The organism is Spirosoma validum (genome assembly GCF_014699035.1).
Lineage (GTDB): Bacteria > Bacteroidota > Bacteroidia > Cytophagales > Spirosomataceae > Spirosoma > Spirosoma validum.
In genome coordinates this window covers 94,663-118,117 of sequence record NZ_JACXAA010000016.1, presented here as the reverse complement: position 1 = coordinate 118,117, position 23,455 = coordinate 94,663, and the positions used below count along the sequence as shown (strand labels likewise).

Sequence of the window (23,455 nt, the reverse complement as noted above, 5' to 3'; positions counted from 1 at the left end):
GCGAAGTTGTACTGGCCTTCCTGTCCGGGGGCGTCCCAGCAGAGTTCGCCGGTGGTGGGGTTGATCGAGAAGGTGGGGGTGCCGCCGGTTTCGCTGGCGGTGCTGAAGCGCGTCGGGTCCTGATAGACAGCAATATTACGTCCCGTACAACTGGTTTCAGCCTGAGCGGTTTTAGGCACACTAAGTCTGTACGCGAGGCTGTCGCCGTCGATGTCGAAGGCGGCTGGGTTGTGGCAGAACTTCTGGCCCACGCGTCCCGAATCCAGAGGGGGATTGAGCATGATGGGGGTGGAGTTGGTGCGCAGGGCTGCGTTGATGTAAATCGTTGTCGAAACAAAGAATGCAATCTCCTGTGATCGACTTGGTGGAGGAAGATTAACTGTGCCTCCATTTCGATTGACGACAGTGATGCCAATCGTATAGGTACCTGGACCGGGGTAAGTATGAACGATGGTATAACTATTGACCGACGATGTCCGACCATTAATGTAGACGCGGCTGCTACGGGTTATGTTCGAAGTTGTACCATCACCAAAACAGATGGTATAATCATTCGCCTGATTAGATGCGTCACGACCACCAGGAGGTGGGTTTTCATCGTAATAAGCGGTAAACGTGATCTTATATGTAAGAGAGGTTTGGGAAATCCGTTTGGTGGTGATCTCCCCGGCCCGTACGTGGGTAGCCTGGCTAATAGTTGGGCACAGTGCTACTATCAAAAAAAGGCCCCAAAGTCCAAGTGTGTAAACCAGCCGCATAGGAATTGCTTGTTTACATCTACAACGATTTTGGTTAAAAAACTGTATGTAGAAAGTCGATCATCATTAGTCAAATATTTAAGCTAAATATTGTGACCAATCAAACCATTATTAACTAATGGCTAGTGACGATCGACTTTGTTTAATACAACACCCAGGTATCTTTACCACCACCACCCTGGGATGAGTTAACCACCAGCGAACCTTTACGTAGGGCAACGCGCGTCAAACCGCCCGGAATAACGTTGACGCCGTCGCCATAAAGGATATAAGGACGCAAATCCACGTGGCGTCCTTCGGCATGGTCGCCAACCAGACAAGGCACCCGCGAGAGCGAAATGGTTGGTTGAGCAATGTAATTACGGGGGTTTTCCTGGATTTTTTTACGGAATAACTCGTGTTCTTCGGGAGGAGCTTTAGGGCCAATAAGCATCCCATAGCCCCCCGCTTCGTTGGCTTCTTTAACAACTAACTGCTCAATATTATCCAGGACGTATCGGCAGTCTTCTTCTTCCCGGCAGATATAGGTCTGTACGTTGGGAATAATGGGCTCTTCGTCTAAATAATATTTGATGATTCGCGGTACGTAGGCATAGATGACTTTGTCGTCTGCCACTCCTGTGCCAGGTGCGTTTGCCAGTGCAACCCGCCCTTTCTTGTAAACTTCAAAAATGCCCGGTACACCGATCATTGAGTCTGGATTAAAGGCCTGGGGGTCCAGGAACGTATCGTCAATGCGTCGGTAAATGACATCGACAATCTGGAAGCCTTTCGTTGTACGCATTTTTACGTAGCCGCCTGAAACAACCAGATCACGCGCTTCAACTAATTCAACACCCATTTGCTGAGCCAGATAGGAGTGTTCGAAATAAGCGGAATTGTAAATGCCAGGCGTCAGCACAACCACTGTAGGATTAGGACGATCGGCAATGAACTGGAGCATTTGAAGCAACCGAGTTGGGTAATCCGATACCGGACGAACACCCGTCTGAGCCAGCACTTCAGGAAAAGTCTGCTTGATGAGTTCACGGTTTTCGAGCATGTATGATACGCCCGATGGACAGCGAAGATTATCTTCCAGCACCATGAACTGTCCGTCTTCGCCCCGAATCAGATCAGTTCCAGTGATGTGACACCAGATACCTTTGGGCGGTCGAACTCCCAAACAGGGCGTTAAAAACGACTTACTGGACTCAATCAGATCGCGCGGCACAACGCCATCGTTCAGAATATTCTGTTCGTTATAAACATCGTTGAGAAACATATTCAGCGCTTTAATCCGCTGAATCAGACCTTCTTCGAGTCGATTCCATTCGGCAGACTCAATCACCCGGGGAATGATATCGATGGGCATGATACGTTCCGTGCCTTCGCCTTCGGAATAGACGTTGAACGTAATGCCCATGCTCATCAATGCCCGTTCGGCTGCGTGCTGACGCCCGATCAGGTCCTCGCGGGTGAGCTGCTCGACACGTTGCCGGAAAGGCAGATAGCCGGACCTAACCTGCGTTTCATCGGAAAACATCTCATCGAAAAAGTTCTCAGTCTTGTAATCGGTAAAGGAAAAATTCGAATTGTTTTGCCCCTGCGATTGGCTCATTCCATTGAGCGTTTGTGATTGAGATTGTCTGGAATTCTGTTTTTTCATGCAACAATGTATTTATTACTGGTCAGATGGCCAAATATAATATCGAACGGGAGTGTATTGTGCAAATAAAACGCTGTAAAATGATAATCCACAATAAGCCGGATAAATCTAGAAAAGAATGGCAATAAAAGGCGTGAAAATCGGATACATAGCCTATTGACTAACGTAATGAGAATCAAACCTTATCTATCACTCATTTTTAATTTGTCCTGATGCAAACTACCACTTATTTCTTGATCAAACCTGTTTTTGACCTTTATTTTCAGACGGTATAACCGCAGTTATGATACGTTCAGAAAAGATTTTTGGAAGAGAGACTTTGTATCCATTTTAATTTAAGAAAGACACCAGTCGCAATAGGCTCTTTGACCTTACGAATACATTCTTTCTTATAAACTTTGTTCTATTTTATATAATTATTGCCATAATCATCAATGTAACTATAATTATGAAAAAGATCTTATTTACGCTGGTAATGATAGTAACTGGACTATCTGCCGCCCTCGCTCAAACTGAAAAAGGGAGTCGATTAGCTGGTGTTCAGGTTGGTAATATTGTTATTCCAACATCCGGCGGATCTGGTACAATCATTGGCCTTCAACCAGCCTATGGGTGGTTTGTCAGCGATGGTTTAGTTGTTGGGGCTGGCATCCCCTTTTTTTACGTCGGCTCAGGGGGAACGAACATTACTCAGATTGGATTAACTCCCTTCTTACGGTATTACATTGGTCCATCTCAGGTCAAACCATACTTTGGCGGATCGATAGGGGTGCTGAATACGTCTGTATCCAGAACGGGCAGTAGCTCTGAATCCAGCACCGATGCTTTATACGGATTAACGGGCGGATTGGCTTTCTTTATTAACCGATCAGTTAGCTTTGATTTGGCCTTAACGTATACGGGAGGTAATACAGGAGCTGTAAATTCACTGATCGCGGGTAGCGCAAACTCGTTGACGCCTAATATTCCCAAGTCATTGAATATCAATTTAGGCTTCCAGGTTTATTTTGGAAAATAATCGAACATTTTTTAAAACACAGAGCCACAGAGAACACGAAGCAAAACTCTGTGTTCTCTGTGGCTCTGTGTTTTAAAAAAATTACCACAGATAATGGACTGGATTTTTGATCTGTTCGTCATAAATCCGTTTTACAGCGATCATCTGCTCAGAAGTGGGTGCAGGTCGTTGGGTAGCTTCCAGGTTTGATGTTAAATGCTCGGGTTTCGACGCTCCGGGAATAATGCAGCTAACCGCGTCGAATGTCAGAATCCAGCGTAGCGCATCAGGCGCTAAATTGGTGTCACCAGGGAAAACGGAGCGCAGCTCGTCAACAGCGGCCAAACCGGTTTCATATTCTACGCCTGAAAACGTTTCGCCTTTGTCGAAAGCTGCCCCTTGCCGGTTAAAATTCCGGTGATCTTGTGCCGAAAAAGACGTATCCATTCGGAATTTGCCCGTTAATAGTCCACTTGCCAGGGGTACTCGAACAATAACTCCGACATTCCGACGCTGCGCTTCCTGAAAAAATAGCTCAGCCGGGCGCTGCCGGAACATATTGAAAATAATCTGTACCGTCGTTACGTTCGGAAACTCAATGGCTTTCAGAGCTTCTTCAACTTTCTCAACGCTGACGCCTAAGTGCTGAATTTTTCCTTCCTGTTTCAGCCGGTCGAATTCGTCAAATATCTCCGGACGGTAATAAACTTCTGTTGGTGGGCAATGCAGTTGAATCAGATCAAGCGTCTCAAGGCCCATGTTCCGCAAACTGTCATCCACAAAAGCACGTAGTGAGGCTGGCTGGTAGGCCTCATTAACGTGCGGCTGCAACCGCCGGCCACATTTGGTTGCTACGTAAATTCGTTCGGAGCGGGAGCGTATAAGCCGCCCAACGGCTTTCTCACTTTCTCCATCACCATACACGTCGGCGGTATCGATAAAATTAATTCCGGCATCAACGGCTTCATTCAGAATACGATCGGCGTTGTCGTGACTGAAAGGATCGCCCCATTTGCCACCTACCTGCCAGGTGCCTAAGCTGATTTCGGAAATGTTAAAACCGGTTTTACCAAGTTTTCGATAATTCATACGGATTTGATTGCTGTAGCGAGGTTCTTCAGGCCACATAGCCGTAGGCTAACTTCATAATTGTCTGTTTGGTTTCTTCCTAGTTAGCCTGCGGCTACGAGGCCCTACGTTACTAGGGCGATTATAATTTCACGCCAAACCGTTCGCCCAGTTCCTCCAGACTTTCCAGGACAGGTTCTACTACCGGGATTCCATTCGTCAGTCGTTCGGCTTCCATTTCGCGTTCGGGATCGCCGGGGATCAGGACTCGTTGGCCATCAACGGCTTTTGCCTGTCGGAACCGTTGTATCCACGTATCCATGTGGGTTTTAAACTCATTGGCAGGCCGGAAGGCATCAATTCGCATAGCCCCAAAAAAATGCCCTGTGCCTACACCAACGCCCTCGTTTGCCTGCATAAAGCCAGCCGTAGCAAAAGGCGGGACCCAGGGACCATAATTCGCTCCGGATAAGACACCCGAAAAAATATCGACGATAGCGCCTAAGCCGTATCCTTTGTGTGAACCATGTTCGCGGTCAGTACCGAGTGGCAGTAAGGCGCCCCCATTGCGAACAGCGTTGGCATCCGTGGTTGGCTGACCGTCGGCATCCTGCGCCCATCCGAGCGGAATATCCTGGCCTTTCCGTTGCAGAATTTCGAGTTTACCATACGCTACGGCGGTTGAGGCAAAATCGGCCAGAAACGTGGGTTCTGTTGCTGCCGGAATGGCTACGGCAATCGGATTGGTTCCCAGAAGTTTATCTAAAGAAAATGTTGGCGCGACGAGCGGAGCTGCGTGAGTCATGGCCTGTCCGATCATATCCTGTTCAGCCGCCAGCAATGCATGATAGCCCGCAATACCAAAATGATTGGAATTCCGTACGGCAACCCAACCCGTTCCGGCGATACGTGCTTTTTCGATGGCAACCTGCATCGCCCAGGGGCCAACAACCAGACCCAAACCCCGATCGCCATCCACAACCGCTGTCGATGGGGTTTCATGGACGACTTTAATACGTGGTTGTGGATTGAGTCGACCAATATCATACAGCCGAACGTAGCCTGGTAGCCGGGCTACCCCGTGGGAATCAACACCCCGAAGGTCAGCACTGACCAATACGTCGGCGGCTAAACGCGCATCGGTTTCGGAGCAGCCAATGGCTAGAAAAATCTGTTCGGTAAAGGTTCTGAGTTGGTTTGCTGTAATCATGAAGACAAAGGTAGGTAAGAGACCGTTAATGAACCTTTAAACAACAGCACAGTTTCCGAAGTTAGATGCTAAGCTACTACCAGCTACACATCCCAATTTTCACAAAACAATAGTTGATCCATGAAAAAAAGACAATTGATCTGGGCATTATCATTCACTGTTCTATGTGCAACAACACAAGTGGCTTGTAGCTCAAAACCCTCCGACAAAGCAGAGGAAGTACAGGACAAAAAGGAAGATGTTATTGAGGCCCAGGCTGAAGGAGACTCGTCCGTAAAAGATGAGCAGGCAGAACTTGATTCGGCTCGTAAAGACTACAAAGAAGCCGTAAAAGATTCTATCAAGAACCCTTAGGACTGAATAGAGTACCGATATAAAACCGACTTCAGTAAGGTCGGTTTTTTTTTGCATTTTCAGAAGAGGTCAGTTAAACGATCGTTAAAATGTCGGATTGATTTGCGGGACTTCAAACAATGACGACCGTTTCCGATTTATAGCAAAAATCAACCCACCTCCCGTATGCTTGCTACGTTCCGCCTGATTTTTTTCTTTTCGCTGTTTATTTCGACTGTTTACGCACAGCCACAGGATACCCTGACGACTGAACAACTTCTGCAACGGAAAGGCACTGCCTACTCGGCGCTGCTCCGTCCTTCCCGTTATCTTGCTCTCGATGTAAACCATACACTCGGTGGTTTCCGACGTTATCGTTTCTTTGTTGGCGATGAGGTACACTTTAAAGCACGGGGCGAAAAATACCGTGAAGAACTCTACGACGTAACCGATAGTACGTTCAGTGTGTTGATGGCGAATGAGGTAATGAATCGGGATGAACCTGTTACGTTCCGTCTGGATGAAGTGCAGAAAGTATATCTGCACCGTCGAATTCCGTTCATAACGGCTGCCGGAACGCTCTTTCCAATTGCTGGGGGCGTATATTTAGCCGCTGACATTGTCAACAATCGAGGGTTTTACGGCAATACGTTACCGGTTGTAGGAACATTTGTGTTGAGCGGCATTATATTTCATATCATTAGTAATCCACACAATCGTCTCAACAAAAACCATCGCCTGAAGGTATTGCGAACGTATTGAATGCCAAGTACTTTGTCTGTTATTTCAATCGGTGCAAACAGAGCGGGGCTGGTTTTCGGATGAAAATTGTATTTGTGAAAAATCAAGGTAAGGCAAACGCCACATAGGTTTATACAAGTAGTTGAACTAATCCCAGAATTGCCAGGGTCTCAATTGGTATCGGCGATAAAGCACGGTATCGGGCGAAGTGGGATGGCATTGCTTATACCGATCAAATCGACTAACTACACCTTCCCAGGTTTCCGAGGCCCCTTTTAAAAAGAAACCGCCTTCGGATGCGGCAAAATAACCATGCTTTGTAACGTACTGCCGCTTGGAAAAAATAGAATTATTCCGCCCCAGGAATTGGCCTAAAGCATAGCGCGCCGGGGAGAAAAAATTAGCCAGAAAGATGATCAACAGAAAGCCGGCAAGAAGTTGAATAAGCCATTTCATGTTGGTAATAATTTATGAAGTTGTAAACTAATTTTATAGCTTCAGAATAGATTAACAATTGTTATTACAGCCCTGAGCATTTTGAGATGAGGAATAGCTTTTTATCCTATTTGACTAACCAATGAATAATGACTGAATCGAGCCAAATAGATTTAATAGATGTTCCGTAAATGTTTTATATAAGATCGATGCGTTTCCAATTAATGACAGTAAGTAAATATAATGATTGAGAATGGATAGTAAGATATTTTGTTCTGTTTTGTAAAACAGATTTACATTTGTCTCATGTCGAAATCTATCGCCGATCTGCAAGCTACCTGGTATCAGCAATATGCTACCTTTACAGACGTGTATCAGTCTGGCCGTCAATCGTTTATTCCGAATCTTCTTCCGCAGACATCGGTACAGTTTTCCGTATATCAAACACTTGAGATTCTGCATAAACGGCTGGGTAACGAAACGTTACGTCGCGCGCTGAATCCGGCCGAAACCATTGACAGTCCAGTAAAAAGTTATGCCAACAGTGACTGGCTGAAACGTAGCAATATGGTTGGCGTTAATGTTCGAACTATTGGCTCGTTCTGGAATGTCATCAATTATACGCTGACTTTACCGGCCGGCCATGATAGCATTCACCTATTGCCCATCTGGGAGCCGGGCGTAGTTGGAAGTTTATACGGCATGGTCAGCTGGCAGATCAACCCTGAATTTTTCGATGTTGAATTGGCACGCTTTGTACCGGCGCTCGATTCAGTCGAAAAACAACTTAAAGTGGTTACGAATCTGCTCCACGCCATGGGTCGAACGGTGGGGATGGACGTTATTCCGCATACGGATCGCTTTTCGGAGATGGTATTGGCTTGCCCATGTTTGTTTGAGTGGGTACAGCGGGATGAAAAATCCGGCAAACCAGATCAGCTTGCCGATCATTCCAGCTTGGTCTATCGCTACGTAGAGGAAGCCATCTGGCAGTTTCTAAAATTTCGTGGCTCGGCAGACGGTACGCCGTTGACCTTTTCCAAAGACACGTTTTTCTCAACGGACACGGCTATTTTGGCCGATGATCAGCGATTACGAATTTTATTCGGCCCTGCTCACGACTACGGGGGGCGATTAAATCGCCGGATCGCGCTGATTCGTCATCTCACCGCGCAGGGGTTCGAGACATTACCCATGACGATGGCCCCGCCATACCGTGGCCTGCACATTGATAAGAGTAATTTCACCATTGATGAGTACGGGCAAACCTGGTACCAATATGCGTTCGATAAACCAGAGGCTATGTCGCGGGTATTCGGACCATTAGCGCGGTATCGGTTCTACGAATCAAAAGACAATAACCAGCGCTGGGAGCTTGATTTTAACCGACCGAATTTACCTGCCTGGCAATACGTATGCCGTAAAGTCAGTGACTGCCAGCGGGCCTATAATTTCGATTTCATGCGGGGCGACATGGCTCATGTGCAGATGCGACCGGGCGGTGTTCCGACGGCGGTTGATGAGTATTATGATCCACTACGAGCGATTAAGAAATTCGTACAGGCTACTGGGGTTCCTTACTTTGCGTTTTTCGCCGAGACGTTTCTGGCTCCGCCCGATACGATGAGCTACGGCAACGAACTAGATCATCTCGACGCTATAGAAGCCGATTCCACATTGGGCGATTTGCAATCAATGGTGGTTGAATCTGACGAATTCAGACACCATTTCGCCAATTATTACGGCTATATCAAAACACGCCGGTTTGCGCCGAACTTCACGGTAATGACTGCCGATAAAGATGATCCACGTTTCGATGAATTCTACCGAACGGGTAATCTGTTTCGCTATTTCACCGCTCTGTTTCTGACGGACATGCCCAGTTATGTAGGGCTTGGTTTCGAGGTACGTAACCTGCATGAAAACCGGGGGGCTAATGAAGAATATACCAAACTCTACGTCTTTCAGATTGGCGATGACCGTCAACCCGATAAAGTAACGCACGAACCCTTCGCATGGGGGCAAAACGCGGATCAGTTTGTAGCAATTGGACGGATACGAGCGTTCGCCGAAAGCATCTGGCCGGAGATTGCCGGGAAAGCAACGAAATGGTTAGTGGAACCGAGCGAAGGGAAAAACTACATTGCCTGGACACATATTGAACCGTTGTGCCAGACGGGCTACGTTTTTGCGGCAAGCATGACGGGTAATTTACCTCAATCAATGCCAGAACTGCCCAAAGGTGAGGTAGTTTTCGAGGAGGCAGGTTGCCGAATTTGGCGAGTGACCAAGTCTTGACAGAGCGTTCTATTTCAGTATATTTCTGAAAACATATGTAAACGAAAATGGAAGCGGTTTCAAGCGTACCTTTACTCCCACAAATCACGACTTGACGAGTAACGTTTACACCCAAGCAGATCTAGTTGAAAACGACAATTCGTTAGAGTCTAAAAAAAACTGCCTTTATGAGTGTTGCAGAAGCTTTCGGTAGTGTAGCCAGCAATCTGGCGCAAATGGCCCCCGATAAGATTATTAATCTAAAGGCTTCCGATAGCATGTCGGCGCGGGTGGAGCAATTAGTTAATCGAAAAAAAGACGGTTTGATCACTGTAGACGAAACGGCTGAGCTAGAGCGTTTTCTTGCGCTTGACTTATTTATAAGCCTGACAAAAGCTCGCGCCCGAATTTTCCTGGCAGAATGAAACGATCGGTTTCGGCTAAAACTCGTCGTTTAGTAGCTGAACGTGCTAATTATCGCTGTGAATATTGTCAATTGCACGAAGATGATTTATTCCTGTCATTTGAAATTGATCATGTCATTAGCGTCAAACATGGTGGGGGTAACGAGTTAGCAAATCTTGCCTATGCCTGTCCCCACTGCAATAATCACAAAGGATCTGATTTAACAACATTTCTGGATTCTTATGACGACATTGTTATTCTATTTAATCCCAGAATTCACAAATGGAACGAGCATTTTAGTTCAGATAAGGGACAATTAATTGCCAAAACACGTATTGGTCAGGCAAGTATAAAACTGCTACGTCTTAATGAACCGGATTTGATTATTCTTCGCCAACTATTAACTCAGGTAGGACGTTACAAATAGACTAACAATTGCCTTACCAACTAGTGTAATTGTACCTTTGTCCTATGAATCGCAACCTCGTCGATGGTTTTAACTTTGCTTCCAAGCTGACGCCCAAACGCGTGGCGAATGCGCTGAAAGTGCTGTCGAGTTACTACGTTGCCAAACAGACGGGTCGTCCGGTGCAACGGGGACTGCCCATGTCTGTGTCGTTTGAGCCGACAACTTCCTGCAACTTGCGATGTCCTGAATGCCCGAGTGGGTTACGTTCGTTTACCCGCCCAACGGGTATGCTTGGAGAAGATCTGTACAAACGAACCATCGACGAACTCCATGAAACGTTGCTGTACCTGATCTTTTATTTTCAGGGGGAACCGTATCTGCATCCGCAATTTCTGGATTTAGTACGTTACGCTACGGAGCGCAATATCTACACGGCAACCAGCACCAACGCGCATTACTTGACGGATGCCAATGCCCGAAAAACGGTCGAATCGGGGCTGGATCGACTGATTATTTCAATTGACGGCACGACCCAGGAAGTGTATCAGCAATACCGGGTAGGCGGGAAGCTGGAGAAAGTGCTGGAAGGCACAAAGAACATTCTGCGCTGGAAAAAGGAATTGAAATCCCGGACGCCCCATGTTGTCTTTCAGTTTTTGGTGGTGAAGCCCAACGAGCATCAGATTGCCGAAGTGAAAAAACTGGCTCGCGAATTAGGCGTGGATGAAGTGGGCCTGAAAACGGCTCAGATTTACGACTACGAACACGGTTCGGACCTCATTCCGACACTCGATCAGTATAGCCGCTACGCTCCTCAGACTGATGGAACGTATCGCATCAAAAACGGTTTTGGGGACCATTGCTGGAAAATGTGGCACTCCTGCGTTATTACGTGGGATGGACTGGTCGTACCGTGCTGCTTTGATAAAGACGCTCATCATCGCTTAGGCGACCTACAAACGCAATCCTTCACTGATCTCTGGCAGGGGCCTGCTTACCAGGATTTTCGTCAGACACTACTACGTTCCCGCTCTGAAATCGAGATGTGCCGCAATTGTACGGAAGGAACCAAAGTGTGGGCGTAAACGATCATCGGTTTGCCAGAAAATCGCCTTATCAACGAACCTTAAAAAGGAGTTCCGTAAACGATTCCGACGTAGCACGCTGATCCTTGCGGGTTATATCCCGGTCGAAGAGTCGGTTTACATTATTCCCGGCCAGGTCCTCCAGTCGGCTCTCGATGCGTAGCTTGTAGCGGCCTGATTGCCACACATTGTTCGGCTTGAATCGGATCAGTTTCTCCTCTTCGCCAGATTGCCACCTGCCCGGAACATTTGCTCCATCTTCCCGAATCACGCTCAGTGTTTCTGTCAGCAAACTATAATCAAGCGATTCGCTAAAGGATACGTCCAGGGATTGTAAGCTGCCCGACTTTGGTTCGAGAAGAGTCCACTTTTTTGGATTCGGCGATAAACTATCCCGTTGAATCGCTACAAATGATTTTGTTACGTCCTTCTCCAGCGTAGCGCCCTGCTCATCGGGCCACGAAGCCGTGACCACGAGTTTATACCGATTATGCGTTTGTAAGGGCGCTCCCAAGCGTTTGTTGGGTTGCAGATCGCGTTTGATACGTCCGGGGTCCAGCCAAAGAGTAAGGATAGTTCGGTCAGGATTCCAGAGTTCGGGTTGCAGATCCAGAAACACACCGGACAACGTATCGTTGTTGTTTTTAAGCAACGTAACGTATTTCTGTGACTGCCTTTCCCGCATAGGACGTGAAAAGTGCAGGTAGATCTTCAACAAATTCTCCGGTAGCGAATCCTGAGACGGATAAATCCCCAGCAAAGCGGGACGGTCATTCGAGTCTAATGCCGGAATACTGACCTCACCCAGGCGTTTATCGTTCAGCCATACAACATAACGTAACCCTCGGGTGAAGGGAATCAGTGGTTCAAAAATGACGGTACCGTCGCCTAGCTGATACTGACCAGCTATGGCGGTTTTTTGATTGGTCAGGCGTACTGACAACTGTTTTTCCAGCGAATCAGCATCGATAGTATCTATAAAACCTTTCGGTATAGAAATACCGATGGCGCGCCTATTTTGCCAGCGAATTGTGATTTCTTTCTCTTTAGCAGAATGGCACTCAATCAGCAAGCTGGCAATAAAAAAAATCAGGCTATACAACGCGTATAGCCTGATAACTACCTGATAACGATTGTTATAAATACCGATCATTGGACGTCCAAAGATCAAGACTACCGTTTGAGCGACGTTGCAGCAGAATCATTCGTGAATCATCCAGTTTATCCAATTGGATTACGTTGGTCAGCGGCAACGAGACAAAATCGACACCAGCCGTGGCAAAATTCTCTTCTACGGGTGTGGTCAGCGCGCCCTGATAGGCTTCCAGATTTTTGTGACGCACTTTAAAGACAGGGCGGTTTGAATTCGCCATGATCAGAAACGAATCATTGCCTTTTTTCAACGTAACGATATCCAGAGGAGAGTTTCCACTGCCCATCTCGGCGACCGTTCTTCCTTTTACGTGGCTACCCGCTTTTAATTCATCAAGCGGAAACAAAACCAATGGCGTGCAGGTATAGCTGGCCAGTAAATATTTCTTGCCCTTAATCTCAGTAGTGGTAAAGGTCTTGATCGGGGCCATTGTTTCATATTTGGCGTGAGCTGCGTGGTAAATTTCGAGCGAAGCCTGATCCTGCGTCTTCGTAAAGGGAAACGGAATGCTGCGGAACGTAGAGCCAAATTCCTGGTTCGATAACCCACTGATCAACAGCTTGCCATCGGCGTAACCCATATCTGAAATCGAAGCGATACGTAGTGATTCGCCCCGACGATCTTTGGCATCTTCAGCCGGGGCGTTCGTCAACGCTAAAGTTGAAAACGCGACCTCTTTCAACGAAACAGGAGTTATTTTGTCGCCTTCAATCTTGAGCAATACGGGCGTACCATCGCTGTGTTGAATAGCGCAGTAAACTTTCTTCGATGTTGGATTAACGGCGATGTCCTGAATGGTAATGTTCTTGGCTTCAGTGCCCAGCAGAGCCGCAATTTTCTCATCAATATTCTTTATATCAACCTGAGCGGCCTTATCGATTGCACTAGCATCTTTGGTATCGATGGCAAAAACTGTTGCGCTCTTTCCATCACCGATGAACAGAACACCATCGGGGCCAAACGTCAGGGCGTTGATGGATTTGATCTCGGGTGTTCCGGTAATCAATCCGTACTGGTTACGAGTCGAGTGGGTAGTGGTCGCCAGTAATAGCCAGCCGGCACAAGCAACGGTCAGCAGCGCGTATGTTCGTTTCATATTCGTAGAATTTGGTTTAGCCACTCGTGAGTAGGGTTGATACGTTTACCAGGTGAATATAAGCAGATTAATCAATGATTTTACCTAAAAAAATACCCGCTTACGGAGAACAATGTTTATTCGTCCGTAAGCGGGTAAATTATATCCGAAGTCCTCGGTCGTTGCGCCTTCCTACTGCTTGGTAAATTCACCAGCGGCTCTTAACTCAACCTCTTCGCTAACGGGCATACCCCCTGAAGAGCCTACGCCAAAATCCGTACGTTTCAGCGTTCCGGTCATTTTAAAGCCAACTTTTTCTGGCCCTGGTTTCCCGTCACGACCCGGCATCTGTTTGGGCCCCATCATCGCAACATCCATGGTAACCGGTTTCGTAACGCCATGCATGGTCAGATCGCCGGTCATTTTGTATTTTCCGTCGGCTCCTTTCTTGAAGGATGTGCTTTTAAACGTCAGGTTTGGGTATTTAGCCGCGTCGAACCATTTTTCACCTTTCAGGTCGCCATCGCGCCGTTCGTTACCCGTATCGATGCTGTTAACATCCGTCGAAAATTCAAAGGCAGCGTCCGAAAGGTCAGGTTTGGCCGAGGTGATTTTAGCGTCGTATGTTTTGAAACTGCCATCCACTTCAGCCAGCATCATGTGCGTAACGGTAAAGCCAACTTTTGAGTGAGCTTTATCAGGTGCCCAGGTTGTTTGCGCGTACGAAGCGAGGGAAATAAACCCGGCAGCAACGGTAAAAAATAGGTGTTTCATGGATTGTGATACGTAATGGGTGAGAGATGAAATATAAGTTAACGAAACGATTAATGTATGTTCTTAAAAGTATGAAACCTAGGGAATTATACTCAGCTTACGCTACTCTTTGTAAAACCTGTCAGGCAGAAGGGCCACCGCAAAAATCAATTTCGCGATGGCCTATCGAAATGCCAGTTAGTTCTCTTTCGCCTTATCCATAAATTTTATCGTCGACAGGCTCATCAGGGGCTGAATGGACTTTGCGTCGGCATTTTTAAAAACGAAGTATACGTCATGCACGCCCTCAGTCGCTTTCAGAGTCATGAACACGGGCGGACGGGCGAACGGATTTCGTTGCGCCGGGGCTGCCCCTGGTTTGCTGTTCGATGCCCCTGCACCTCCGGTTGCCGAGCTACCCGCCGTTCCCGTCGTTGATTTTGGTCCCGATTCCATCTGAGCCATCAGCTTCGCCATATCGACTTCGGGAGCCAGCTCGACGTTTGATTCACCAACAACTGGGCCCGTCGGCGAGTCGATGTGGACTTCAATCATGCCGCCTGCGGCTCCTTCACGCCGTTGGGCCGCTGCCGTTAGTTCGAGTTGCCGGATGCCTGTCAAATCCAGCTTCTGAAAACCAATGTACGTATTCGCATAGGGAATGACATTTTCGCCTTTTCCCATCCCCTTCGCTTTGATGTCGGCGCCGTGCACGATCTGGGCGGAAGATGCTTCCATTTGTGGACTACGTAATACCAGCAGTTGCTCCGATGTCTGGGCGGGCACTTTCACTTTACCCGTTGATGCCCCCCGATCCGTGTAGGCTGCCCGAATCAGTACCGATCCCCTGCCGTTATCGCCTTCGGGGAGTTTGATCGTATATTTTCCCTGCAACGGAAGGCTGCTGAGGGTTTTGTCGTTGATGTGAAGGATATACTGAACCAGCGTACCCGCGTCGGCAACCGACATCGCCGGGTGACCCGGCATCGCTACGTCGCCCCAGACCCCAACACCGCCCTGCCGAATTTTGGCGATCAGCCGATCGTGTGCCCCCGCATCGCCGTTGTATTTCGTGGCAATGGCCGTAAAGGCTGGACCTACCGATTTTGTGTCGATCTGGTGACAAACTTTACAGTCGCTCTGGTTGATGATTGATTGAGCGACGGCGTATTGTGTCGACGCATCGACGCTACGTTGTCCCTGAATGACCTCCGCATAATCGAAACCCTCCGAGGTGTAGTCGATACTCATGGCTACCTGCGCCGGGTTAATTTGTCCGGGAGCCGCGTCTGACTTAGCCAATCCGCCGTCTTCCTGGTCGTTAACCTGAACCGCGTATTCAATCGGCTGGTCCGGGAAAAAGAACGTTTGGTTACTCGCCAGATTGACGGCAACTTTGGGCGGAGCGTTACCCGCAATAATTTTCACCGACTGACTGTTCGATGCTCCCTGCGGATCGGTAACGGTTAACGTAGCGGTGTATACGCCCGCCTTGTCGAACGTAACAGCTGGGTTGGCGGTCGCGAAGGTGCGTGGAGCAACGCCCGGTGACGTAACTTTCCATTGATACGTTAGCTTGTCGCCGTCGTTATCCTTGCTGCCATCCGAAACCAGGTTGAGTTGCAGCGGTACGGTACCTCCCTGTTTGCTGGCCGATGCCTGCACGATGGGCTTCCGATTGCCGCCATTGTATTCGATTCGGACAAGCCGGGCATTATCGCTCTTGCGGAACCAGTTGCTGCCGTATTCAAGCACGTAAAGATCACCGTCGGGACCAAATTTCATGTCAATTGGCTCCACAGGGTGGTAAGTGGGCAGAAAGCGCTCCATCGATTTGTAGTTCCCGTTGGCATCCATCGTGATGGCCATGATCCAGCCGCGCGAGAAATCAGTAACCAGCCATTTTCCTTCGTAATACGCAGGCCAGGGCCGTTTGGCGCTTTTAAAATCAGCCTGACGGTAAATCGGTCCTCCTGTGGCCGAGCGTGATCCGGTGCCGACCAGTGGAAACTCTTCCGAAACAGCGTAGGGATAGTAGATGAACGAAGGCTCTGTAGGAGGCAATTGGTTCAAGCCTGTGTTGTTAGGTGAATTATTGACGATGTGCTTTGGATCTTTTGTCTCAAGCGGTTTTTTGTTCTCGTAGTCATACACCGGAAACGCGTAGTTGTTTCCCACAAACCACGGCCAGCCGAAATTACCGGGTTTCCGTCCCTGATTCAGTTCATCGTACCCGCGTGGACCAATCTCAGAATCCTTTGTGGCATCGGGACCAACTTCGCCCCAATACAAATAGCCGGTTTTACTATCGATCGAAATTCGCCAGGGGTTCCGGTGACCCATCGAATAAATTTCAGGCCGCGTTTTTGCGGTGCCTTTCGGAAATAAATTGCCGGCGGGAACAGTGTACGTACCATTGGCTTCGGGATGAATCCGCAGAATTTTGCCTCGTAAATCGTTGGTATTCCCCGCATGACCCTGATCGTCCCAACTACTACGTCCCGGCCGTTCGTCGGTTTGGGCAGCCTGTTGATTTCCGGTGTTGTTCCCTACGGTCAGATACAAATTGCCCGTTCGATCCCAGGTCATGCCGCCACCGGTGTGGCAGCACACTTCGCGCTGGGTTGGGACCTCCAGCATCACCTTCTCATTCTGAAGCTTATTGTCGCGCAGTTCCCAGCGGGTTAGTATATGCTTTTTCTCGGTCGGATGGGCGTAATACAGATACATCCAGTGATTTTGGTCATACTTAGGATCGAGGGATAAACCCATCAGCCCTTCTTCGGCTTCGGAAACGCGACCCTCTGCTGAAGTATATTTCGTATTGACTGGAATCGTTGCAATCAGATCGACCGTTTTCGTAATGGGATCGTATTTCTTCAACCCGCCTTTGCGTTCAATAATGAAGGCCGTGCCATCTTTCAGTACCTCAAACACCATTGGTTCGTCGAGATCCTCGGCCAGAACTACAGGTGTGAACCGGGTTTCGTCTGGTTTAGCGGGTTGATCCTGGATAACGAACGAGGCTAGTCCCAGGAGGAGCACGACCTGTACGCTTAACACAAGCGGGCGGACGTAGCGATTTGTAGAAGTCAGTTGTTTCATCCGCAGTTTGGTGAATATCTGAGTCTGGACCAGATTGGCGTCTGGTCCAGACCTAGCCGTTAAGCCATAATTTTTTTCAGGTTGTTGTAGCTTGTCGTGATGCTCTCGATGCCATTCGGAGCCATATCCTGTTCCACGAAGATGTACTTCAGGCCCGCTGTTTTAGCGGCTGCAAATATCTTTTTGAAATCGACGCTGCCGTTACCAACTTCCGTAATGGTTTTGTGGTCGTCTTTCATGTCCTTGATGTGCCAGAGCGGGAAGCGGCCCGGCTGTTCGTTAAACAGCGCAACCGGATCTTTACCGGCTTTGTAAGCCCATGCCAAATCCAGTTCCATCTTCACTAACTCTTTATCCGTCTGCGATAAAATCAGCTCATACGGTGTCTTAGCACCGTCTACTGGATCGAACTCGGTTGCGTGGTTATGGTAAGCGAATCCTATTCCGGCTTTTTTGGCCGCTTCCCCCGTTTTTTGAAACACCTCAATCGACTTCTTAATCTCGTCTAACGTAGCAACCGGCGTACTGGCACAAACCAAATACGACAAACCTCCTTCGGCGGCTTCGTCGACCAACTGCTGGTAATTATCACGTAGCGTCAGCATAGGCGGCATTTTTGAAAAGTCCATTCCTCGGTCCGGCGCTCCGGGTCGTTGGCCAGCTCCACCAGGCGGTGGGCCGCCCGCTGGTGCCTGACCACCCGGCGGGGGAGTTCCTGACGTAGCGGGTGGAGTAGCGGGAGCTGGTCCCGCTGGACGTGGTTGGAAGGCCGCGCCCATGGCATGATGCGCTCGCCAGGTCATCCCCAAGCCAGACACCAGCGATTTGAATTCTTTCGCTGTATAGCCGTAGTAACCTCCTCGCGAACTGAAAGCGGACTCCACTTCTTTGTACCCCACGGCCGCCACTTTTTCCAGGGTGCTCTTGGGATCTTCATTCATTGCCCGGAAAAGTGTAAAGAGCTGAATACCAATCGGACGAGCGGTATCGGCGGTGAACAACTGGTGAGCCTGACTAAATTGAGTAAGCGCCATGCTGCCTACAGTTAAGGCACTGGCATCTCGGATAAAGCGTCTTCGTGAGGTCATGCTGGTAAAGGAAAAATGGAAAAAATTGGGTTGGCTTTGCTCGAATTATGTTCGAGCAAAGCCGTTCAAAATTAAGGTAAGGATGCGGTTATCTTGGACGGCCACCGCCACCCGCTGGTGCAGCTTGTTGTTGCTGACCACCATCGCCACCGCCTTCACCCCCTTTGACGTCGTCGTTATTCACTGAGCGGCCTTTGCGACGTTGCTCCTCAAAGGTCATTTTGCCGATGCGGTAGGTGAACGTCAGTTTCACGTTCGAGTTATAGAGGTGGTTAACGTTGACCTGCGAAAGTATCGGCGTGCTTAAGTTCGTACGCATCGTTACGCCATTTCCTATGAAGTTTTCAGCCGCCAGTCCGATACTGCCCCGCTTGCTGGCCAGGTCTTTTCGAACCCCCAGCGAGTACATGTAAAAACTACCCATCGTACCTTGTAACTGTGGATTTGGACCCCGGAAGAAGCTAAATACCTGCGCGCTCCAGCCCTTATCGAGCTGCAACTGGCTCATTAACCGACCGCCGATGCTGACACCCGAATTGCTGATCGTAATGGATTTACCGTCGGCACCTTGCGTTAAACCCTGCATGTATTGGTAGTAACCGTCCAGACCACCATTGATGCTCCATTTGGGCGTGATGTTGGTATTGAAGAATACGTTGGCACCGTACGTACGCTGAATGCCGATGTTCTGGAACGTAGTGATGATACTCCCCGCCAACGTGTCGGACGGAATCCGGATCTGTGTGATGGCGTTGTTGGTCAACCGACCGAACAGTGACGTATTGAGGTACGTTTTCTTGATCGTCGAGCTAAGACTCAGCTCAAAATTATCCGTCAACTCTGGGCTCAGCGTCGGGTTCCCGACCATGATCATTTGCGGGTTTGCTGCGTTGGGGTTTGGGTTCAACTGTTGCAAACCGGGACGCTGAATCCGGCGGTTATAAGCGGCTTTGAGGGTAGAACCTGCTTTCAGATTTTTCGATACGTTGATGCTGGGCACCAGGTTGCTGTAGCTGGGAATGTTTAACTGGGCATTTGATCGGAGTTCTGTTGACTGCGTTGCCGATATGCCGGTGTATTCGTAACGGGTACCCACTTTAAAGGTGTATTTAGACGGCGTTACGTAGGTGTACGAAATATAACCTGCACCAATATTCTGGTTATACGCCAGCGTACCGGCCGGATTCGTTGGATCATTGGCTAAGTCACCCGTACCTCTACCGACCAGGTATCGGTAATCACTATCGACCTTACGCATAATTGCCTTGCCGCCAAACTCCAGCAGCTGATTCTTTTTTATAGGCGTCTGATAATCAGTCTGAATGGTGAATTCCTGGTTGGTATTGTTGTTGATATTTTGTTGACGGCCCGTCAGTACATCTGCGTTATTAAGCAGGTCAGCGTAGAAGTTATTGGTTAGTCCCGTACGGCTGTACTGCGTCGAAATACTCCATTCCTGCTGCGGCTTAAACGTGCGGACATAGTCGATGTTCATATCCACCGAGTTCGACAAGTCTTTCCGGTTTACATCACGGTTGGTCATGCTCAGTAACGAATCTGCGATGTATGAATTGGTGAGCTGCGTTTGCTGCTGAACAAAATTGCGTGTACCGAACCGAACGTTCGCCGACAGCGACTGATCTTTTGCCAGATCGTAATCGAACCCTAGTGTATACTGACCAAATACGGGCTTATCGAAAGCGGTGCCCTGCTGACTGGTACGTAGTAACTGACCGCCAACCAGCGTCGTCTGATCCAGCGTCGAAGAAGCCCGGTTATACATAGCCCGGCCAAACCCACCCAGCGTAATACCTAGTTTACCCTGTCGATAAGAACCGTTCAGCCCCAGGTTCGACGCTCGTAGACCCACACCGGCATCGACATTGAGCGTCAGGCCGTGCAACGTGTTCTTTTTGGTGATGATGTTGATAATCCCCGCGGCTCCTTCCGCATCGTATTTAGCTGATGGACTCGTGATGACTTCGACCGATTTAATCATGTCGGCAGGCAGTTGCTTCAAGGCATCCGCTACGTTGGCTGCTACAATCGTCGATGGTTTGTTGTTGATCAATACCCGAATGTTCTGGCTACCCCGTAAGCTTACGTTTCCGTCCAGATCGACGGATAACATTGGTACACGCTTCAGCACATCCGATGCGTCGCCCCCTTTGGCGGTCATGTCCTTATCGGCATTGAAAACGAGCCGGTCTACTTTTTCTTCAATAACGGCAGCCTGCCCCGTCACAACAACTTCACCCAGTGTACGAACGTCGGCCGGGAGTTTCACCGAACCCATGTTGAGGTCGGTACCTTTGGCAACCGTAAACTGTTTGGAATCCAGGTTTTTGTAGCCAATAAACGAATATTGCAGTCGATAGTCGCCCGGAGCGAGTTTTGTCAGCGCAAAGTGGCCTTTGGCGTCCGACGTAGTACCGTCGATAGGCTTATTCGTTTTCACGTTTATAAGCGCGATGGTCGCGAATTCAACGGGTTTCCCGGAAGTCGAATCGATCAGCAGACCCGATACTTTACCATTTCCCTTTGGGGCGTCGTCGGCTACGCCCGTAAATTCTTCTTTTTTGCGGCCAAGCTGTTCCTGCCTGCCAAAGCCGCCAGGACCGCCTGGGCCGCCACCCGGAGGGCCGAATTGAGCGTATGTTGTCTGGGTTAAGTTACTCCAGAGGCCAAGTGTTAGTAGTAGAAGTAGGAATTTCTGGCGCATTGTTATTGCTATTTCAGATTGATGGACCAAAACAACAATCCTTTATTTACTCCTGAAAATGGAATAGACCGAAAGGACATAAACGTCGCCAGATTGTCATTTTCAGCCGATGAATGAGCTACGAACCACCGACGAAATGTGGGTAATAAAAAACCGAACCGTTCGTCGGTTAAAATGCCCAAACCATCGGGAAAGTCTGAAGATGTGACGATTAGCCAGGTCGCGCTTTTCTTTTTGGTTTAAACTTGTAGCTTTCCCGATAACTATGACTGTTACGCTTGCTTCCCGTCGCTACGTTCCCCTGCTCATTCACGTGCTGGGCTGGGGACTATTGGGCTACTTACTTTTTTTCTCGCATTCCTTTACGTCCGAAATACAGTTTCCACGCGTATTCTGGGTGAGGCAGGCCATCTTCTTTGGGCTGATCGTGTGCGTCTTTTATCTGAACTCGTACTGGTTGGTTCCCCGACTATTGTTACGTGGTCAGACAGGCCGGTACGTAGTGGCAGTCGTAGGTATCATCTGTACCGTGCTTATCATACTGGGAATCGTTGAATACTTGTTTGATCTGCCCATGCTGGTACACCGTGCTTTTCATCCCGATGGTAAGGGACAACCCAGAGTGTATGGCTGGATTCAGCCTAACTTGTTTTCAATTCTGCTCGTGCTGGCAATCAGTACCAGCATCGCTATGTTACAGAAGTGGCAGGACGATGCCAATTTCCGGACCGCTCTGGAGCAGGCCAAGACGGCATCGGAACTGTCGTTCTTAAAAGCGCAGATCAACCCGCACTTCTTTTTTAATACCCTGAACAACATTTACGCATTAACGCTGATCGACGTAGATACCGCCCGGGAAGCGCTCCATCGGCTCTCGCGTATGATGCGCTACGTATTGTATGAAACCCAGTCGGGTACTACGTTGCTAAGCAAAGAGCTGGCTTTTCTGAACGATTATATTCAACTTATGGAGTTGAGGCTGACGGATAAAGTAACCGTTACGGTAGATACGCCTTCGCCCCTGCGCGATCAGCCGATTGCCCCCATGATCTTTTTGCCGTTTGTGGAAAATGCCTTCAAGCACGGGGTTAGCGCAATGGATAAAAGCTGGATTCGTGTCAACATTCAGCAGAAAGAAAATCAATTGCTCATGGATGTTAGCAATACGTTGTTCGTGCAAAAAGCGCCCTCGCTCGAAGTCGGCAATGGCATTGGGCTAACCAATACGCGTCGGCGGCTCGATTTGCTGTATCCGGGGCAGTATAGTCTGGCTATTGACGACCATAACCCGGCTGGTGAATACCGTGTACACCTTACCCTGAACCTGGCATGACACTCTCCTGCATTGCCGTAGACGATGAACCCCTGGCGTTGGGACTCGTTTGCGCTTTTATTGAAAAAACACCCTTCCTGGGATTAAAAGGCCGATTCAGCAGCGCTGTAGAAGCGCTGCAATTTTTACTGCAACAACGGGTCGACGTCATTTTCCTGGACATACAAATGCCTGACCTGACGGGATTGGAACTGGCCCGGGTGCTCGAACGTAGCAATACAGGACCTCGCCCAACGCGGATTGTGTTCACAACGGCCTTCGATCAGTTTGCGCTTGACGGTTTTCGGGTCGATGCGCTGGATTACCTGCTCAAGCCATTCAACTACGAAGAATTTCTCCGGGCCGCCAGCAAGGCGCGTAACTATTTCGAACTGGTGCAACGTACCGAGCCAACACCTGTTGCGGTTCTACCCGCTGCGCCTGTCGAAATCGGTGAAGATTACTTATTTCTGAAAGTCGAATATCAATTGGTACGTATTGCCTACAGCGACATTCTGTACATCGAGGGCTTGAAAGATTACGTAAAAGTGTATCGTCAGAGCGACTCAAAACCACTCTTATCGCTAACGAGTTTGAAGACTCTGGAAGAGAAGCTGCCAGCCCGGCAATTTATGCGCGTACATCGTTCCTTCATCGTCGCCCTGGATCGGATCAATTCAGTTACCCGGAACTCCGTACAGATCGGTCCAACAACCATTCCGGTGAGTGATCAGTACAAAGATGTGTTCAGCGAGTTCATTAGCCGCTGGATGTAGATCGCTTGTCAATCGACTCCTCCCGTTTGCGTAATCTTTGAAAAAGATAATTTAATTCTTCTTGTTTTACGTATTGTGTCCATACTTGTTTCACCAAATAGATAA

At 48.7% G+C, this 23,455-nt stretch carries 20 protein-coding genes; 9 read left to right on the top strand and 11 right to left on the bottom strand.

What is annotated here, in order from left to right; all coding sequences use genetic code 11:
• Together IC230_RS29630 and IC230_RS29625 are read right to left on the bottom strand one after the other, a co-directional pair.
• Positions 1-758 (bottom strand): PKD domain-containing protein (locus tag IC230_RS29630; RefSeq protein ID WP_191042697.1); only part of this gene is annotated, 758 nt, incomplete at its 3' end.
• A 142-nt stretch (positions 759-900) separates the two neighbouring features.
• Entirely contained in the window at positions 901-2,406 is a 1,506-nt protein-coding gene (locus IC230_RS29625; protein ID WP_191042696.1) for a circularly permuted type 2 ATP-grasp protein, read from the bottom strand.
• A 448-nt stretch (positions 2,407-2,854) separates the two neighbouring features.
• Between IC230_RS29625 and IC230_RS29620 the strand changes: the two genes are divergently transcribed.
• Positions 2,855-3,424: a hypothetical protein gene (locus tag IC230_RS29620; protein WP_191042695.1), complete on the top strand. Its 570-nt coding sequence runs from the start codon at positions 2,855-2,857 to the stop codon at positions 3,422-3,424.
• Positions 3,425-3,505: 81 nt separating this feature from the next.
• Here the strand turns inward: IC230_RS29620 and IC230_RS29615 are convergent, their stop codons facing one another.
• Positions 3,506-4,492 carry an aldo/keto reductase gene (locus IC230_RS29615; RefSeq protein ID WP_191042694.1) on the bottom strand — a complete coding sequence of 329 codons (987 nt, stop codon included), beginning with the start codon at positions 4,490-4,492 and terminating at the stop codon, positions 3,506-3,508.
• Between the two features lie 121 nt (positions 4,493-4,613).
• On the bottom strand, positions 4,614-5,681 hold the full coding sequence (locus tag IC230_RS29610) for an Ldh family oxidoreductase (RefSeq protein ID WP_191042693.1): 1,068 nt from the start codon (positions 5,679-5,681) through the stop codon (positions 4,614-4,616).
• Positions 5,682-5,801: 120 nt separating this feature from the next.
• Between IC230_RS29610 and IC230_RS29605 the strand changes: the two genes are divergently transcribed.
• Both IC230_RS29605 and IC230_RS29600 read left to right on the top strand, forming a co-directional pair.
• Positions 5,802-6,035: a hypothetical protein gene (locus IC230_RS29605; RefSeq protein ID WP_191042692.1), complete on the top strand. Its 234-nt coding sequence runs from the start codon at positions 5,802-5,804 to the stop codon at positions 6,033-6,035.
• 165 nt (positions 6,036-6,200) lie between these two features.
• Positions 6,201-6,776: a hypothetical protein gene (locus IC230_RS29600; RefSeq protein WP_191042691.1), complete on the top strand. Its 576-nt coding sequence runs from the start codon at positions 6,201-6,203 to the stop codon at positions 6,774-6,776.
• Between the two features lie 126 nt (positions 6,777-6,902).
• Here the strand turns inward: IC230_RS29600 and IC230_RS29595 are convergent, their stop codons facing one another.
• A complete protein-coding gene (locus IC230_RS29595) occupies positions 6,903-7,211 on the bottom strand; it encodes a hypothetical protein (RefSeq protein WP_191042690.1) in 309 nt (102 codons plus the stop codon).
• A 285-nt stretch (positions 7,212-7,496) separates the two neighbouring features.
• Between IC230_RS29595 and IC230_RS29590 the strand changes: the two genes are divergently transcribed.
• The 4 genes from IC230_RS29590 to IC230_RS29575 all read left to right on the top strand — a co-directional run bounded on the left by IC230_RS29590 (position 7,497) and on the right by IC230_RS29575 (position 11,366).
• Entirely contained in the window at positions 7,497-9,488 is a 1,992-nt protein-coding gene (locus IC230_RS29590; protein WP_191042689.1) for an alpha-amylase family protein, read from the top strand.
• A gap of 167 nt (positions 9,489-9,655) precedes the next feature.
• On the top strand, positions 9,656-9,892 hold the full coding sequence (locus IC230_RS29585) for a hypothetical protein (protein WP_191042688.1): 237 nt from the start codon (positions 9,656-9,658) through the stop codon (positions 9,890-9,892).
• Complete coding sequence (locus IC230_RS29580) at positions 9,889-10,299, top strand: HNH endonuclease (protein ID WP_191042687.1); 411 nt, start codon at positions 9,889-9,891, stop codon at positions 10,297-10,299. The genes IC230_RS29585 and IC230_RS29580 overlap by 4 nt, the downstream gene beginning before the upstream one ends.
• A 44-nt stretch (positions 10,300-10,343) precedes the next feature.
• Positions 10,344-11,366, top strand: coding sequence for an SPASM domain-containing protein (locus tag IC230_RS29575; protein WP_191042686.1), 1,023 nt, complete (start codon positions 10,344-10,346; stop codon positions 11,364-11,366).
• Positions 11,367-11,397: 31 nt separating this feature from the next.
• On the opposite strand, the gene IC230_RS29570 is transcribed toward IC230_RS29575, so the two are convergent.
• From IC230_RS29570 to IC230_RS29545, 6 genes are all read right to left on the bottom strand, one after another.
• Positions 11,398-12,519 (bottom strand): hypothetical protein, encoded by a 1,122-nt coding sequence (locus tag IC230_RS29570; RefSeq protein ID WP_191042685.1) that lies wholly within the window; start codon positions 12,517-12,519, stop codon positions 11,398-11,400.
• On the bottom strand, positions 12,503-13,615 hold the full coding sequence (locus tag IC230_RS29565) for a hypothetical protein (protein ID WP_191042684.1): 1,113 nt from the start codon (positions 13,613-13,615) through the stop codon (positions 12,503-12,505). Before IC230_RS29565 ends, IC230_RS29570 begins: the two co-directional genes overlap by 17 nt.
• Before the next feature lie 171 nt (positions 13,616-13,786).
• The gene (locus IC230_RS29560; RefSeq protein WP_191042683.1) at positions 13,787-14,368 is read right to left on the bottom strand and encodes a YceI family protein; all 582 of its coding nucleotides are present in this window, start codon (positions 14,366-14,368) and stop codon (positions 13,787-13,789) included.
• A gap of 177 nt (positions 14,369-14,545) precedes the next feature.
• Complete coding sequence (locus IC230_RS29555) at positions 14,546-17,452, bottom strand: PQQ-dependent sugar dehydrogenase (RefSeq protein ID WP_191042682.1); 2,907 nt, start codon at positions 17,450-17,452, stop codon at positions 14,546-14,548.
• 59 nt (positions 17,453-17,511) lie between these two features.
• The gene (locus IC230_RS29550; protein ID WP_191042681.1) at positions 17,512-18,540 is read right to left on the bottom strand and encodes a sugar phosphate isomerase/epimerase family protein; all 1,029 of its coding nucleotides are present in this window, start codon (positions 18,538-18,540) and stop codon (positions 17,512-17,514) included.
• An 88-nt stretch (positions 18,541-18,628) separates the two neighbouring features.
• A complete protein-coding gene (locus IC230_RS29545; protein WP_191042680.1) occupies positions 18,629-21,262 on the bottom strand; it encodes an outer membrane beta-barrel protein in 2,634 nt (877 codons plus the stop codon).
• A 265-nt stretch (positions 21,263-21,527) separates the two neighbouring features.
• On the opposite strand from IC230_RS29545, the gene IC230_RS29540 reads away from it, so the two are divergent.
• Together IC230_RS29540 and IC230_RS29535 are read left to right on the top strand one after the other, a co-directional pair.
• The gene (locus IC230_RS29540) at positions 21,528-22,595 is read left to right on the top strand and encodes a sensor histidine kinase (RefSeq protein ID WP_191042679.1); all 1,068 of its coding nucleotides are present in this window, start codon (positions 21,528-21,530) and stop codon (positions 22,593-22,595) included.
• Positions 22,592-23,350, top strand: coding sequence for a LytR/AlgR family response regulator transcription factor (locus tag IC230_RS29535; RefSeq protein WP_191042678.1), 759 nt, complete (start codon positions 22,592-22,594; stop codon positions 23,348-23,350). Before IC230_RS29540 ends, IC230_RS29535 begins: the two co-directional genes overlap by 4 nt.
• The last annotated feature ends 105 nt before the right edge of the window (positions 23,351-23,455 follow it).

Bases quoted from the DNA above. Each gene is read 5' to 3' on its own strand.
- IC230_RS29540 (WP_191042679.1), top strand. From the start codon at position 21,528: ATGACTGTTACGCTTGCTTCCCGTCGCTACGTTCCCCTGCTCATTCAC.
- IC230_RS29580 (WP_191042687.1), top strand. From the start codon at position 9,889: ATGAAACGATCGGTTTCGGCTAAAACTCGTCGTTTAGTAGCTGAACGT.
- IC230_RS29595 (WP_191042690.1), bottom strand. From the start codon at position 7,211: ATGAAATGGCTTATTCAACTTCTTGCCGGCTTTCTGTTGATCATCTTT.
- IC230_RS29545 (WP_191042680.1), bottom strand. From the start codon at position 21,262: ATGCGCCAGAAATTCCTACTTCTACTACTAACACTTGGCCTCTGGAGT.
- IC230_RS29570 (WP_191042685.1), bottom strand. From the start codon at position 12,519: ATGATCGGTATTTATAACAATCGTTATCAGGTAGTTATCAGGCTATAC.
- IC230_RS29565 (WP_191042684.1), bottom strand. From the start codon at position 13,615: ATGAAACGAACATACGCGCTGCTGACCGTTGCTTGTGCCGGCTGGCTA.
- IC230_RS29585 (WP_191042688.1), top strand. From the start codon at position 9,656: ATGAGTGTTGCAGAAGCTTTCGGTAGTGTAGCCAGCAATCTGGCGCAA.
- IC230_RS29625 (WP_191042696.1), bottom strand. From the start codon at position 2,406: ATGAAAAAACAGAATTCCAGACAATCTCAATCACAAACGCTCAATGGA.
- IC230_RS29575 (WP_191042686.1), top strand. From the start codon at position 10,344: ATGAATCGCAACCTCGTCGATGGTTTTAACTTTGCTTCCAAGCTGACG.
- IC230_RS29605 (WP_191042692.1), top strand. From the start codon at position 5,802: ATGAAAAAAAGACAATTGATCTGGGCATTATCATTCACTGTTCTATGT.
- IC230_RS29535 (WP_191042678.1), top strand. From the start codon at position 22,592: ATGACACTCTCCTGCATTGCCGTAGACGATGAACCCCTGGCGTTGGGA.
- IC230_RS29610 (WP_191042693.1), bottom strand. From the start codon at position 5,681: ATGATTACAGCAAACCAACTCAGAACCTTTACCGAACAGATTTTTCTA.
- IC230_RS29590 (WP_191042689.1), top strand. From the start codon at position 7,497: ATGTCGAAATCTATCGCCGATCTGCAAGCTACCTGGTATCAGCAATAT.
- IC230_RS29555 (WP_191042682.1), bottom strand. From the start codon at position 17,452: ATGAAACAACTGACTTCTACAAATCGCTACGTCCGCCCGCTTGTGTTA.
- IC230_RS29600 (WP_191042691.1), top strand. From the start codon at position 6,201: ATGCTTGCTACGTTCCGCCTGATTTTTTTCTTTTCGCTGTTTATTTCG.
- IC230_RS29560 (WP_191042683.1), bottom strand. From the start codon at position 14,368: ATGAAACACCTATTTTTTACCGTTGCTGCCGGGTTTATTTCCCTCGCT.
- IC230_RS29550 (WP_191042681.1), bottom strand. From the start codon at position 18,540: ATGACCTCACGAAGACGCTTTATCCGAGATGCCAGTGCCTTAACTGTA.
- IC230_RS29620 (WP_191042695.1), top strand. From the start codon at position 2,855: ATGAAAAAGATCTTATTTACGCTGGTAATGATAGTAACTGGACTATCT.
- IC230_RS29615 (WP_191042694.1), bottom strand. From the start codon at position 4,492: ATGAATTATCGAAAACTTGGTAAAACCGGTTTTAACATTTCCGAAATC.